The sequence below is a fragment of the Shewanella sp. LC6 genome (genome assembly GCF_006385735.2).
GTDB classification, from domain to species: Bacteria; Pseudomonadota; Gammaproteobacteria; order Enterobacterales; family Shewanellaceae; genus Shewanella; species Shewanella xiamenensis.
Window position 1 is genome coordinate 2,756,474 of sequence record NZ_CP043902.1, and the last position, 14,939, is coordinate 2,771,412.

Genomic DNA, 14,939 nt, shown 5'->3' on the forward strand with positions numbered 1-14,939 from the left:
TAGAATCTACCACAACGGGTTCACCAACTTACCAAAGTATGTGGGATTATTTGACCGAAGGAACCAATGGTCATTCTCTATTGGATGTTATTTCCAATGAAGATGCCGCCATGCTGGATTATCAAGGTGGTAAAAAAGGTCAATCAACCCTATCAAGCTTTAACGCCGGTATTAGTGGCGAAGTCTTTGAATTACCAGCAGGCGCCGTAGCTTATGCTGCTGGTATCGAATATGGCAAAGAATGGTTTTATGACAAATCCGATAGCTTTACCACTAACGGCGGTGTCATGGGTAAAGGCGGTAGCAGCGCTCAAGGTGAACGTGAACAATATGCTAGCTACGCTGAAGTGGCTGTTCCTGTGATTGAAAACCTCACAGTGACCTTAGCTGGCCGTTACGACTATTACGATGACGAATCAGATGTGGGTGGTCAATTCAGTCCTCAAGTGGCTGTAGAATACCGTCCTATCGACAGCTTACTGCTACGTGGTCTATATGCAGAGACTTTCCGTGCTCCAGATATGCAGCGTTTATTTGGAGAACCCACGTCAGCCTATAGTACTGTGATTGATACTCCTACTTGTGAAGCCTCTGGCCCTGGTCCTGCTTGCGATAAGATCGAATCCTTGCCAATTACCATTGGTGCTAACCCTGAGTTAGAAGCTGAAACAGGTAAAAACTATAACCTTGGTATGGTATGGGATTACAACGATCTCAATCTGACATTAGATTACTGGATTGTTGAAATCGATAACCTAGTGAATGATCCTAGCGCTCAATATATTCTGGATCATTCAGATGCATTTACAGACAAAATTATACGTGATGCGAATGGCAAGTTAATCCAGGTGAATACCCAAGCGATTAACATGTCATCACAAAAAACCTCTGGTATCGACTTCTCTATCGGTTATCGCTATGAAACTGCCAACTTAGGTGATTTAACCGCCCGCTTAGAAGGCACCTACTTACTGAAATGGGAAGAGCAATTAACCCCAGATTCAGAGGCATTAGATCTTATTGATGGTGAAGGTTCAGCGCCTAAAATCCGCGGTAACTTGAACTTAGGTTGGAGCTATAACGATTTTGCGACTAACTTATTGTTCAAATACACTGACAGCATGAATGGCGATCGCATGGATTACTTTGTCGAAAATGGTCTGGACGCAGATTACAGCGTAACGATCGACAGCCATGTTGAAGTGAACTGGTCAGCAAGTTATCTTGTCAACGATGCACTAAAAATCTCAACCGGCATCAACAACTTGTTTGATGCTGGCCCTGAGATTGATCAAACCCAGTCATCGTGGCCACATTATCCACGTTCTTACTACAACGTAGTAGGCCGTGAGTATTACCTCGCTCTGGAAATGAACTTTTAATTAAAAACATTTCCAAAGACAAAGCCGAGCATATTTGCTCGGCTTTTTATTTGCATACTGATACCCAAATTAACATCAAATATTTCACTTTTACCTACATCGACCACCTATCAAATCTTTGCGGCTATCTTACCTTATTCTCAACATACCCTAGGCAATATCCCCTTGTAGCATCCAGCGCACAATGCCACAATGCGAGCAAAATCAATACGTGCCAACGGCGCCCCTCGATAGGAGCATCATCTTGACCCTTTTTGGTATTAAAAATTGCGATACTGTGCGTAAAGCACGTAAATGGATTGAAACCCATCAACTTTCGGTCAACTTCCATGACTTTAGGGAAGATGGATTAGCAGAAAAGGATCTGCAGCATTGGTGTCAAATTGCCGGATGGGAAACCGTCTTTAATAAACGCAGTACCAGTTTTCGCGCCTTAAGTGATGCCGATAAAGCGGATATCGACCAAGCCAAAGCCATTCAACTAATGCTCACTCACCCGACACTGATCAAGCGGCCAGTGCTGGTTTTGGGTGAACAAGTGCTAGTGGGCTTTAACGAAGCCGAATATAAGAAGGTGTTTTCCCTATGACGCTCGCTTCGAACACTCACCCGGTTACCGAACTGACTAAAGCGTTAATCGCTCGTCCTTCGGTCACACCGCTAGATGAAGGCTGTCAAAGCTTAATGGCCGAACGTCTTGCCGCCATAGGCTTTAATATTGAGCCCATGGTCTTTGAAGACACCACCAATATGTGGGCGCGGCGAGGTAATACAGGCCCGGTATTTTGTTTTGCCGGCCATACCGATGTCGTACCAACAGGCGATTTAAGCCGCTGGCATACCCCACCCTTTGAGCCAACCATTATTGACGGTTATCTGTATGGTCGCGGTGCTGCCGATATGAAAGGCTCGCTCGCCGCCATGATCGTCGCAACCGAACGTTTTGTGGCTAAGCACCCAAATCATTCTGGCTCGATCGCTTTTTTGATCACCAGCGATGAAGAAGGCCCCTTTATCAATGGCACCACACGGGTTATCGATACCTTAGAAGCCCGTAATGAAAAAATCACTTGGGCGCTGGTGGGTGAACCCTCGTCGACCTTAAAACTCGGTGATGTGGTTAAAAATGGCCGCCGTGGCAGTCTCACCGCCAACTTAACCGTTAAAGGTATTCAAGGCCATGTGGCCTATCCGCACCTTGCGGATAACCCTATCCACAAAGCCGCCCCCTTTTTAGCTGAGTTAAGCCAAACCCATTGGGATAATGGCAACGAATTCTTCCCGCCCACCAGCATGCAAATCGCCAACATTAACGGCGGCACAGGCGCATCGAACGTGATCCCAGGCGCCTTGGAGGTGATGTTTAACTTCCGCTATTCCACCGAAGTGACCGCCGAGATACTCATCGAGCGTGTGGAAGCCTTATTAACCGCCCACGAACTGGATTATGACATTAGTTGGACTTTCAATGGCTTACCCTTTTTAACCGGCGAAGGCCCACTGTTAGACGCGACCCGCCATGCTATTCGTCAAGTCACGGGCTATGATACCGATCCACAAACCACCGGCGGCACCTCCGATGGGCGCTTTATTGCGCCAACGGGCGCCAAAGTGTTGGAACTTGGCCCAGTAAACGCCACAATCCATAAAGTGAACGAGTGCGTGAAGGTAGACGATCTAGAGCAATTAGCGCTGTGTTATGAAGTGATTTTGGAACAGTTACTGTGTTAAATACCATGGCTATCACGGCAAAAAAAGCCCTGCTCTATGGTCTAGAGCCAAGGGGAGAGACAGGTTTAACAGCGGATCTAGACTCTGACTCAATGAGCGACTTAGTGCTCGTTGAGTTACTCAGCCCCTATCATCAGCGAGAAACGCGGTTTAAGTTAGAGTCACAAACCGCCCTTGCCTTTCAGGCAATGGCCGACAGTGCCGCCAAAGACGGTATTAAGCTAGCGATTTGCTCTGCCTATCGCCCCTTCGATCGGCAACTCGCCATTTGGAATGCCAAGGCCAGCGGTAAACGAGTGGTCCTGGATATCAATGAGCAGCCCGTGGATATCGCGCCGCTCAGCGATGATGAGTTAGTCGATTTGATCTTACTCTGGTCGGCACTGCCTGGTGCTTCGCGTCACCATTGGGGAACGGATATCGATGTATTTGATGCCGAGCAAATTGAGGTCAAATCCCTGCGTCTGGTGGACGCCGAATACCGTGACGGCGGCCCCTGCGCCCACTTGCACCAGTGGCTAGTGGCTAATGCCAAGGATTTTGGGTTTTATTTTCCGTTCCAGAAAGGCCAAAGCGCGGTAAGTGCAGAGCCTTGGCATATTAGCTATTTCCCCGTGTCTCAAACCCTGTTACCCCAATTTGAGGAGCAGGCCTTAGCGCAGGTTATCCAGCAGAGCGATATGTTGCTAAAAGACGCCGTGATCCGGCGTTTACCCGAGTTAGTAGCGGAATATGTACATCGGATTGCGCAGCCTTAATGGCTTTTTCTGAACGTTTTAGCCGACGTCCCTTCCCGTTTTTGGTTTTATAGATTAAGTAGGTTTTATGGATTTATCATCATACAGACAACAAATTAGCATCGCGGGTAGCCAACTTAGTTACCTTGATATTGGCACAGGCCCTGCCCTGTTATTTGGCCACAGCTACCTGTGGGACAGCGCCATGTGGGCACCACAAATTGCGCTCTTAAGCAAAAGCTACCGCTGTATCGTACCCGATCTCTGGGGACACGGCCAATCAGCAGCCGTACCGGAAAACTGCCATAGTCTGCTAGACATTAGTGAGCATATGTTAGCCCTGATGGACGCCCTTGAGATTGAGACATTTTCCCTCATCGGTTTATCCGTGGGCGCCATGTGGGGGGCAGAGCTGGTGCTTAAGGCGCCTGCTCGCGTCAAGACGCTTGCCATGCTGGACAGTTTTATTGGTTTTGAGCCAGAAATCACCCGTGCCAAATATTTTGGGATGTTAGACATGATCCAAACCGCTGGCAGTATTCCGCCAGCACTTATCAATGCAATTTCACCGCTGTTTTTTGCAGATAATGCCAAAACGAATAATCCCGAATTAGTGCAACGTTTTGAAAGCGACTTAGCTGCGCTAACGCCAGAACGCATTCCCGACATAGTAAAACTTGGACGGATTATTTTTGGTCGGCGCGATACCCTAGAATTTGCCGAACAATTTACCTTACCTTGCTTAATCATGGTGGGTGTAGAAGACAAGGCGCGCAGTGTTTTAGAAAGTTATTTGATGAGTGATGCCATCAATGGCAGCCAATTAGTGCATATTCCAAATGCTGGCCATATTTCAAGTCTAGAACAAGCCGAATTTGTTAATCAGCAATTATTAGCATTTCTGAGCCAATACGCTTAATACGCACCATGATGGTTAGAGCATGTCACCCATGCTCCAACAGATTCATATTCTAGAACCCTCAATAAGAATGAGTCTTTTGCCTATTACTCGAAACCTTTTCCAATAATCTTGGAGTGCTATCCCACTTGAGGCTTAACAAACATCGATTTGTTAACTGCCCTTAAAAATGTTGCAAAATCGTGAAAACACCAAAAATTCAACTACCTTTAAACTGTATTCCCTCAAAAAGGTTTCCTAACATGAGAAAAAGTACAGTTGCATTAGGTGTGTTGACCGCACTCTATATTCCATCCCTTCACGCGAATGTTGAAATAAACGGCTTTGCCTCCATTGTTGCTGGCTCAAGTTTATCCGATGATAAAAGTTACTACGGTTATGATAAAGAAATCGACTTTAATAATGACTCCAAAGTCGCATTACAATTTGCTGCAGATTTAGGGAGCGGCTTACGCGCAACCGCACAAGTCCTCTCCCGTGGCAGTGACGATTATAGTGCAGAGTTTGAGTGGGCTTATATTTCCTATGACATTAGCGATAAGTTGATGCTAATGGCTGGAAGACAACGATTTAATCTTTACAAATATTCCGATTATATCGATGTTGGCTATGCCTACCATTGGATAACGCCACCAAGGGGAGTCTATTCGCTCCCCTTTAATTCTGGCGAAGGCGTTGGTTTAGTTTATTCAGATTTATGGGGCAATACTGAAGTTGGCTTAACCTATAAATATATTACGACATCGGTATCTGACTATGCGCCTGTCGGTTCATCAACGCCCCCAGCGCCCTTTTCCGCCAAGGGCCATATTATGAACTTCAATTTTAGCACCGCTGGATTTGAGTACGGTTTAAATGTGGGGATAGTCACGGATTTCTCATATGAACTGCCAGCACTACTTAGTTTGGGTGAAGCCATTTCCCAAACAGGTTTATTCGATGATCAAGTTGTAAATGACTTATTAGCGATAGAGGATAGTGCCTTACTTATTGGCGCTAACGTGAAATATGACGCAGGAAAGTGGTTTATATTAGCGGAATACACCCGAATAGATGTCGACCCTAGCAGTTTTAATATTCAAGATTCTGCCTTTGTTTCAGCGGGTGTTCGTTACCATGATTTTACCTTTCATTTAACCTATGGCATTGATAAAGGTGACCCACAATATGATGCCTATGATGCAATGTTGCCTGTCTACAACGCCCTACCACCGGCCAATCAAGCAGCTCTCGCGCCATTAGTGATGGGAACGAAAGCCGCATTAGAAGCACAACAAGAGGATAGTTCCTATTACATCATCGGAACCCGCTGGGATTTTCATCCCTCTGCGGCGCTAAAACTGGAATACACCAATTACAGTAATGATAAGCCGACCTCCGACGAACAACTCTTAAGCATGGCTGTTGATCTTGTTTTCTAAGGAGTCATTTATGAATTTACCTCACATTGCTAAATACATCGTCAAGCCAATCAGCTTGTGTGCACTCCTATTGCTCAGTCAATGGGCTCAAGCGGAAATCGCCGTAATCGTTCACCCTTCGAACAGTTCAGAGATATCAGCTGCCGATATTTCAAGAATTTATTCGGGAAAGCTTAAAACCTTTTCGACAGGAGGCACGATTGTCGCACTCGATCAAGCGGAAGGCTCACCTGTCAGGGAAGCCTTTGTAAAACAAATCCTCAATAAAACAGAAAGTCAGTTAAAAGCCTATTGGTCAAAACTCGTATTTTCTGGACAAGGACAACCGCCTAAAGTGGTCGAATCCAGTGCTGAGATTCTTACTCTCGTCGCCGCCAATCCAAATATGATCGGCTTTGTGGATGCAGCAGAAGTGACGCCCAATGTCAAAGTTGTAGGTAAGTTTTAGGGATTAACCTGATTGTACCTATTGATGCCTTCTTTCAATAAGAAGGCATCGAATTTTTACATTAAGCATTTAAATCATATAGATATATACAAACCCGGTCTAAGTTTAACGAAAAGTTCTGCGTGATTGCGCCATGCGCAATAACAGATTTACCCATTCATTCCCGTGTTCCCTCTTTTGCCAACAGTAACATTGAGCTCTTAGGCGCAGGCTAAATAAATTTTGTCCAAAAATTCAAAGCATTAGACAAAATTATTTAACTGTTGATGGAATTAAGTCACGTTCAAACCTGAGTTTAAACTTAATTGGATAGACCAGAGGCCACGATTTTGCTGGTATACTCAATCGCAAAAAAGATGCGGCTTGCATCATTTAGGGCAAAAGACATTTTAATATGTCTATAAAACAATAGGTTAAAATGAAACTACTCAAACCCTTATTCGATAATAACCGCCGTTGGGCCGGACGCATCAGTCAAGAACACCCTGATTTTTTTGAACAACTGGCAAAACAGCAAAACCCTGAGTATCTCTGGATTGGTTGTTCAGACAGCCGAGTCCCTTCTAACCAAATCATCGATTTAATGCCTGGCGAAGTCTTTGTTCACCGCAATATTGCCAACATGGTGATCCATACCGATCTTAACTGCCTGTCAGTACTGCAATACGCCATCGATGTGCTTAAAGTGAAACATATTATGGTCGTCGGTCACTACGGCTGCGGTGGTGTACGTGCCGCAATGGGTAATCAGCGCCTTGGACTTATCGATAACTGGCTCGGCCATTTGCGCGATGTCTATCGCCTACATCATGATGAATTAATGCAAATGGATGAAGCCAAACGTTTTGATCGCCTGTGTGAGCTCAATGTGATTGAACAGGTTTCCAATGTGACCAGCAGTACTATCGTGCAAGAAGCCTGGTCTCGCGGCCAAGAACTGGCTGTCCATGGGTGGATTTACGGTATCGATAATGGTCTATTAACGGATCTTGATGTTACGGTAGACCGTGCACAAGTCGTGTAAGTCTTTCGTCGTATGATGTGCCATTAACGGCCCAACTGACGCCACAAAAACCTGCCACTGTGCAGGTTTTTGGTTTTACGCCCTAAAGGCAAAGACTCGCTATTCATTTACGAGGAATGACCCAAATCTATCTCAAGGAGACCATTTCACTTCATCGCGTTAGACAACATTTATCATTTCATTCATCTAGTCTTGCTAAGTGAGCAAAAACTAAGCGCGAAATCTCAACATGACCTTATTTTCATCAAGAAAACATCGCAAGGGATCTTTAGCCCAGTTATAATCCGCCAGTTAATTGCAGCGCGACCATGCGCCACAAATTCTAAGGAGATACCTTCCATGCCCGGTTTTGAATTATTTGGTCCAGAAGAAAAACAAGAAGTTGCCGATGTGATGGAGCACGGCTTTACCTTCCGTTATAACTTCGACCATATGCGTAATGATCGCTGGAAGACTCGCGATATGGAGCAACTGCTCTGCGAGAAAATGAATGTTAAGCATGCTCATCTGTTATCAAGCGGTACCGCCGCGCTGCAAACGGCGATGATGGCCGCGGGCATTGGCGCTGGCGATGAAGTTATCGTGCCACCTTTTACCTTCGTAGCGTCTGTAGAAGCGATTTTCATGGCCGGTGCAGTACCGATTTTTGCCGAAATCGACGAAACCCTGTGTTTATCACCAGAAGGCATTGAAGCGGCAATTACTCCACGTACTAAAGCGGTAAACTTAGTACACATGTGTGGCTCTATGGCCAAGATGGACGAAATCAAAGCCATTTGTAAAAAGCACAACTTAGTATTGTTAGAAGATGCTTGCCAAGCCATTGGCGGCAGCTACAAGGGCCAAGCCCTTGGTACTATCGGTGATGTAGGTTGTTACTCTTTCGATTCTGTTAAAACCATCACCTGTGGTGAAGGCGGCGCGGTGATCACCAATAATACCGAAATTTACGATAACGCCCACCAGTTCTCCGATCACGGCCATGACCATATTGGTAAAGACCGTGGCGCCGAGTCACACCCGATTATGGGTCTGAATTTCCGTATCTCTGAAATGAATGCGGCCTTAGGGTTAGCCCAGTTACGTAAACTCGATACCATTATCGACATTCAACGTAAAAACAAAAAAGCCATTAAAGAAGCTATGGCGAGCATTCCTGAAGTCAGCTTCCGCGAAATCCCCGATCCAGAGGGTGATTCAGCTGGCTTCTTAAGCTTTATGTTACCAACAGAAGCCCGTACCCAAGAAATCAGCAAGAAATTAGCTGCAAATGGTGTAGATGGCTGCTTCTACTGGTACGTGAACAACTGGCATTATCTGAAAAACTGGAAACACATTCAGGAGCTTAAGGCCCCTGCTGCGTTACCAATCACATTAATCGCCGACCGACCTGACTATACTCAAATTTCTGTGCCGAAATCTGATGCCATTATGAGCCGCACTATTTCTATGCTCATTAAATTGTCTTGGACCGATGCTCAGATTGCCGAGCGTATTGAAAACATTAAGAAAGCATTTGCCCAATAATTAAACGGGAGTTTTTGCAATGAGTTTTAAAAATTTTAAAGTAGTTGAAAAGATGATCTTCGGTCGTGGCTCTTTCGCTCAGTTAGACGACGTCTTAGCTGCCCAGCGTAAAACCGACGATGACTACGTGGTATTTTTAGTCGATGACGTTCACCAAGGCAAACCACTCGAAGCACGCATCCCAGTCAAAGCCCAAGACTTACTGATTTGGGTTAACGTTGATGAAGAGCCAAGCACGATTCAAATCGATGCCCTGACCGAACAAGTGCAAGCTTTCAATAGCAAACTGCCAGTGAGCGTCGTCGGTTTAGGTGGCGGTTCAACCATGGACGTAGCGAAAGCGGTATCACTAATGCTGACCAATCCAGGCGGCTCAGCCATGTACCAAGGTTGGGATTTAATCAAAAAACCAGCGGTACACCACATTGGTATTCCAACAATTTCTGGTACCGGTGCTGAAGCATCACGCACAGCGGTATTGTGTGGTCCAGTGCGTAAACTGGGTCTGAACTCAGATTATACAGTGTTCGACCAAATCATCATGGACTCAGAGTTAATCGATGGCGTTGAAACTGACCAGTGGTTCTACACCGGTATGGATTGCTATATCCACTGTGTGGAATCCTTAGAAGGTACCTTCTTAAACGAATTCTCTAAAGCCTATGCCGAAAAAGCCATGGAGCTTTGCCGCCAAGTGTACTTAGAAGATCACCCAGAAAAAGACGACAAGCTGATGATGGCGTCATTTATGGGCGGTATGAGTATCGCTTACAGCCAAGTAGGTGCATGCCACGCGGTATCCTATGGTCTGTCTTACATCCTCGGCTACCACCATGGTATCGGTAACTGTATCGCCTTTGACGTGTTAGAAGAATTCTACCCAGAAGGTGTGGCAGAGTTCCGTCAGATGATGAAGAAACACAACATCACTCTGCCGAAGAACATCTGTAAAGATCTGCCAGATGAAACCATCGCGAAAATGGTTGCCGTGACTAAGAGCATGGGTCCATTATGGGCAAACGTGTACGGCCCAACATGGGAAGAGAAAGTCACTGACGAAATGTTGACTGCTCTGTTCCGTCGCATTTAAGCTCTCAAGCAGATGACAAGGGCTCATTGTGAGCCCTTTTGTCTATCTACACTGCATATCTCTGATAAAGTAGGATAATTTAATGAATGTGACTCTGTTAATCCCGGCGCGTTATGGTTCAAGCCGCTTCCCGGGCAAGCCCTTAGCCCCGATTAACGGCAAGCCGATGATCCAACACGTGTATGAACGCGCGTCGTTAGCCAAAGGCCTCACCAATATTTACGTTGCAACCGATGATGAGCGTATTAAAAGCGCTGTTGAAGGTTTTGGCGGCAAAGTGGTCATGACCAGCCCTGATGCGGCATCGGGCACAGACCGTATCAATGATGCGATTAACCAATTAGGTTTAAAGGATGACGATCTGGTCATCAACCTTCAGGGCGACCAACCCCTAATCGACCCGACTTCCATCGAGCAAGTGATCAGCCTCTTCGAACGTCACCCAGGCGAGTTTGAAATGGCGACCCTCGGCTATGAAATTGTCAACAAGGCCGAACTTGACGATCCTATGCATGTGAAGATGGTGTTCGATAACGACTATTACGCGCTGTATTTCTCCCGCGCGCGTATTCCCTTCGGTCGCGATACCAAAGATTATCCAGTTTACAAGCACTTAGGCGTGTATGCTTACACACGCAGATTTGTGCAAGCCTTTGCAGCCCTACCATTAGGCCGCCTCGAAGATCTTGAAAAGTTAGAGCAGCTACGCGCCCTAGAACATGGCCATAAGATCAAAGTCGCTATCAGTGCCTTCGACTCAATCGAAGTTGACACGCCAGAAGATATTCGTAAGTGTGAGCAGCGTTTAGCCGTTGATTAATCAGGGTGTTGCTCAATAAGGAGTTGTTATGTCGAGCTTAGAAGTGTGGATCATTATAATTTTGGTGGTAGGTGTGATTGCCAGCAATCTTGCCGCACTGAAATACAGTGCCAAATTCAAACTGCCACAGTTTGGTCAGCACGATAAAGAGAAACAACTAAAATCCGACATGACTCAGCCTCCACACGAAGCCGATGGTAACGAAACGCAAAATCCAGATAAGTCTTCGAATCAGTCCAAATAGACTAAGATTAACATTCATCTTGATCTCCCCTCACAAAAAGGCGCATCGGCGCCTTTTTGCATTTCTTACCATCCCTTTAAATCCTACTTCAGATTTTGTAACAAACGAACTCAAGTGATTCATCCATAAACTAGCGGTTAGCACAAAGCTACAATTAACATTCGCGCATAAAAAAACCAGCCGAAGCTGGTTTTTTATGTATTAAGTCACGTATTAAGCAATCAGGATAAAGCCAAAGAATGCAATAACCGCGGCAATTAGCGCATAAGGTAGCTGAGTCACAGCATGGCTTACTAAGTTACAACCCGAGCCTTGGGCAGCTAAAACGGTTGAATCAGAGTAGAAACACGCTTGGCTACCAAAAGAAGAAGCCGACAACAGCGCACCAATCACTAATGGAATATCCGCACCCACCGATTGCGCCAGTGGCATCACAATTGGGATAGTTACTGCAAAAATTCCCCAACTAGAACCCGTCGCAAAGGCCAAAATCGCCATTGATAGGAATACCACGGCAGGTAGCAGCTTAGGCGTCATAAATGGGCTTAAAGATTCAATCACGTACTGTGGCAGTAATAGCGCATCACACACATCTTTAAACACAAATGCCGCAATGACAGTACCAATAGCTGGCAACATGCTCTTAAAACCATCAATCATTTGATCCATCATTTCTGAGAGAGGCATCAAACGCTGAACTGCATAGTAAGGGAGCGTGATAACCAGCGTCGCTAATAATCCTTTCCACACGTCGATATCAAAATAAACGGTAAAAGCAACCAGTAATAAAATTGGCACTAAAAAGTTATGCAATTTGCCTTGATTGTCAGCATGCTTAAACTCTTCTTCAATTGCCGCGATGGCATATTCATCAGAGGTTTGCACTTGGTCTAAATCGACTTGCGCTTCAGCGGGCTCGCCTTTTGCTGCGCGCAGCTCGGCTTTTTTCATCGGGCCAATAGCAGGTACCACGCCCAATGCAACCAGTAATACCATCGCGACGGCTAACCAAGCATAAAGCATATAGGGTATAGCTTGCATGTAGACGCTAATGCCCTGACCTTCAGCGGCCACCCCGTTATCGACCAGTAAGCCACCAAAAAACACCGCCCACGTGGAGAGCGGCACTAATACACACACAGGAGCCGCTGTGGAATCCACCACATAAGCCAGCATTTCGCGGGAGACTTTAAACTTATCCGTTACACGCTTCATGGTTTCACCCACAGTTAGCGCATTCAGATAGTCATCAATAAAAATCACAATCCCCAGAATAAAGGTCATAAACAGGGAAGATCTTGGCCCTTTTGCAAATTTCAATGCATTTCGACCAAATGCCAAAGCACCGCCAGTACGTACTAACAGCGCAATTAAGGCACCAAAACAGCCACACACCAAAATCAACCAACCGATAGTTTCATCGGCCATGACTTTTAATGAAGTACTTGCAAAATTATTTAAAACTTGCGTTGGATCAAGTAACAAAAAACCCGTTACCGCACCAATGATCAAAGATAAAATGGGGCGGCGTAACCAAATGGCCAACACCAATACCACCAAAGGTGGAATAAGACTTAACGCTGTCGGTTCAGACATGCACTTAGGTCCTCTAAATAAGTCGCCTAAAAGGCAAAAGTTTTTAGAACAGCGCCTGAAATCACCTCGATAACGGACGCCAATATTGCTGCTTCATGATGACTAACTCCGCTGATAAAACCTGCTAAAAGCTTGTTATCTTAGGTGCCCTGCCGAAAACATCGCGCAGAAAATAAAGCGCATCGAATATCGAGTCAACTATAAATTTATGCTAGCGCTAAATAATTTTTCATCTTGAATTAAAAAACGATTTATCAACTTGATTTTAAACAAAATAACTAGAGTGTGATGAATTTTTTATTTCAACCTAAATGCTTAATAAGCATTCAGTTAATCTGCCTAAATATCGAAAAATTACCGAATGCAGGATAATGCGACATTAACTTAAATCAACTGTGATAAATCAGCAGTTAAGCAAACACTGATTAACATTTTTACTAACATCTTGCCCCTAGGGTAATGCGGTTGTAGTAAAACAGAGTGCATGAGCCAATGCAGCCTAATTGATAGGTACAAAGGCTAACCCCATAACAAGATGCAGTATAAAAATTCAAAATTAGACACAATAACGGCACATATAACTTGTATAAATTTATTTAATGCCAGGTTAAAGCATATTTAACTAGTACGTTTAATAAAAAAAACATGATATTTGTGCTCAATGCCCCTTCCTTAAACCTGATAATTTCGTTATGGTGCACAAACTTAAGCCAAAATTAACTGCATGTTTCGAGGTGTAAATGCGCCCTATCATCAAATCCAATAAGCTGGATACTGTTTGCTACGACATCCGCGGCCCAGTTCACAAGGAAGCCAGACGTTTAGAAGACGAAGGCCACAGGATCCTCAAACTCAATATTGGTAACCCTGCTCCCTTCGGTTTTGAAGCACCCGAAGAAATTGTGCGCGATGTGATCCTTAATCTCCCGAGTGCCCAGGGCTACTGTGAATCAAAAGGATTATTCTCAGCCCGCAAGGCGATCGTGCAGCATTATCAAGCGCAGGGTATCTATGGCGTTGATATCGAAGATGTCTATATTGGTAACGGCGTGTCAGAACTGATCATGATGGCCATGCAGGGCTTATTGAACACCGCTGATGAAGTACTGATCCCTTCACCCGATTACCCACTGTGGACCGCCGCCGCTAACTTAGCCGGCGGTAAAGCCGTACATTATCGCTGTGATGAAGAAGCGGATTGGTTTCCCGATCTTGATGATATTAAGAGCAAAATATCTTCTCGCACCCGTGGTATTGTACTAATCAACCCGAATAATCCTACGGGTGCGGTTTACAGCAAAGAATTACTGCTACAAGTTATCGAGCTTTGCCGTGAACACAACCTGATTTTATTTGCTGATGAAATTTACGACAAAATTTTATACGACGAAGCCAAGCATATTCCTGCGGCTAGTCTGTCGGACGATATTTTAACGGTTACCTTCAATGGGCTATCTAAGGCTTATCGCGCTGCGGGCTTTCGTGTTGGTTGGATGATGTTGTCTGGTAATCTTAAGGCTGCAAAGAGTTATATCGAAGGGTTAGAGATGCTCTCCTCGATGCGCCTGTGTGCCAACGTGCCCAATCAACATGCGATTCAAACCGCACTCGGTGGCTATCAAAGTATTAACGAGCTGATACTGCCTAATGGCCGCCTCACAGTCCAAAGAGACGCCTGTTACGAGCTGTTGAATCAAATCCCAGGCGTGAGCGTGAAAAAGCCTAAGGGCGCACTCTATGCTTTCCCCAAATTGGATATGAAAAAGTTCAATCTCAGGGATGATGAGCGCCTAGTACTCGATTTATTAAGGGATAAAAAAATCCTATTAGTGCACGGCACGGCCTTTAATTGGCCGGAACCTGATCATCTCCGTGTGGTGTTTTTACCCTATAAAGAAGATCTAACGAAGGCATTAACTGAATTTGGTAACTTCTTAGAAGCCTATAAACAATAAATGGGTTTAAGCATCACGCTTACTTAGCAAACCTAGGCAATAAAG

General features: G+C 45.1%; 14 protein-coding genes. 13 read left to right on the forward strand and 1 reads right to left on the reverse strand.

Translation table 11 applies throughout. The features are described 5' to 3' along the window. The first annotated feature begins 50 nt into the window (after positions 1-50). From FJD32_RS25090 to FJD32_RS12520, 12 genes are all read left to right on the forward strand, one after another. The gene (locus FJD32_RS25090) at positions 51-1,382 is read left to right on the forward strand and encodes a TonB-dependent receptor (protein WP_240199954.1); all 1,332 of its coding nucleotides are present in this window, start codon (positions 51-53) and stop codon (positions 1,380-1,382) included. A gap of 184 nt (positions 1,383-1,566) precedes the next feature. Further along, positions 1,567-1,971, forward strand: a complete 405-nt coding sequence (locus FJD32_RS12470) for an ArsC family reductase (RefSeq protein ID WP_140906658.1) — start codon at positions 1,567-1,569, stop codon at positions 1,969-1,971. Then, complete coding sequence (gene dapE, locus FJD32_RS12475) at positions 1,968-3,113, forward strand: succinyl-diaminopimelate desuccinylase (protein ID WP_140906659.1); 1,146 nt, start codon at positions 1,968-1,970, stop codon at positions 3,111-3,113. Before FJD32_RS12470 ends, dapE begins: the two co-directional genes overlap by 4 nt. Positions 3,114-3,205: 92 nt before the next feature. Beyond that, the gene (locus FJD32_RS12480) at positions 3,206-3,871 is read left to right on the forward strand and encodes a M15 family metallopeptidase (RefSeq protein WP_240200019.1); all 666 of its coding nucleotides are present in this window, start codon (positions 3,206-3,208) and stop codon (positions 3,869-3,871) included. A gap of 67 nt (positions 3,872-3,938) precedes the next feature. Next, a complete protein-coding gene (locus FJD32_RS12485) occupies positions 3,939-4,769 on the forward strand; it encodes an alpha/beta hydrolase (RefSeq protein ID WP_140906660.1) in 831 nt (276 codons plus the stop codon). Positions 4,770-5,011: 242 nt separating this feature from the next. After that, on the forward strand, positions 5,012-6,190 hold the full coding sequence (locus tag FJD32_RS12490; RefSeq protein ID WP_140906661.1) for a porin: 1,179 nt from the start codon (positions 5,012-5,014) through the stop codon (positions 6,188-6,190). Positions 6,191-6,200: 10 nt separating this feature from the next. After that, the gene (locus FJD32_RS12495) at positions 6,201-6,638 is read left to right on the forward strand and encodes a substrate-binding domain-containing protein (protein ID WP_037418757.1); all 438 of its coding nucleotides are present in this window, start codon (positions 6,201-6,203) and stop codon (positions 6,636-6,638) included. Between the two features lie 418 nt (positions 6,639-7,056). Next, positions 7,057-7,662, forward strand: coding sequence for a carbonate dehydratase (gene can, locus FJD32_RS12500; RefSeq protein WP_037418751.1), 606 nt, complete (start codon positions 7,057-7,059; stop codon positions 7,660-7,662). A gap of 339 nt (positions 7,663-8,001) precedes the next feature. Next, entirely contained in the window at positions 8,002-9,189 is a 1,188-nt protein-coding gene (kdnA, locus tag FJD32_RS12505; protein WP_037418748.1) for an 8-amino-3,8-dideoxy-alpha-D-manno-octulosonate transaminase KdnA, read from the forward strand. Between the two features lie 19 nt (positions 9,190-9,208). Continuing rightward, a complete protein-coding gene (gene kdnB, locus FJD32_RS12510) occupies positions 9,209-10,279 on the forward strand; it encodes a 3-deoxy-alpha-D-manno-octulosonate 8-oxidase KdnB (RefSeq protein WP_140906662.1) in 1,071 nt (356 codons plus the stop codon). A gap of 82 nt (positions 10,280-10,361) precedes the next feature. Further along, a complete protein-coding gene (gene kdsB / locus FJD32_RS12515; protein WP_011622622.1) occupies positions 10,362-11,099 on the forward strand; it encodes an 8-amino-3,8-dideoxy-manno-octulosonate cytidylyltransferase KdsB in 738 nt (245 codons plus the stop codon). Positions 11,100-11,127: 28 nt separating this feature from the next. Beyond that, positions 11,128-11,343 (forward strand): DUF2897 family protein, encoded by a 216-nt coding sequence (locus tag FJD32_RS12520; protein WP_037418741.1) that lies wholly within the window; start codon positions 11,128-11,130, stop codon positions 11,341-11,343. Between the two features lie 213 nt (positions 11,344-11,556). Here the strand turns inward: FJD32_RS12520 and FJD32_RS12525 are convergent, their stop codons facing one another. Then, positions 11,557-12,939, reverse strand: coding sequence for a Na+/H+ antiporter NhaC family protein (locus FJD32_RS12525; RefSeq protein ID WP_140906663.1), 1,383 nt, complete (start codon positions 12,937-12,939; stop codon positions 11,557-11,559). A 740-nt stretch (positions 12,940-13,679) separates the two neighbouring features. On the opposite strand from FJD32_RS12525, the gene FJD32_RS12530 reads away from it, so the two are divergent. Then, the gene (locus FJD32_RS12530; protein ID WP_037418735.1) at positions 13,680-14,894 is read left to right on the forward strand and encodes a pyridoxal phosphate-dependent aminotransferase; all 1,215 of its coding nucleotides are present in this window, start codon (positions 13,680-13,682) and stop codon (positions 14,892-14,894) included. Positions 14,895-14,939 lie beyond the last annotated feature (45 nt).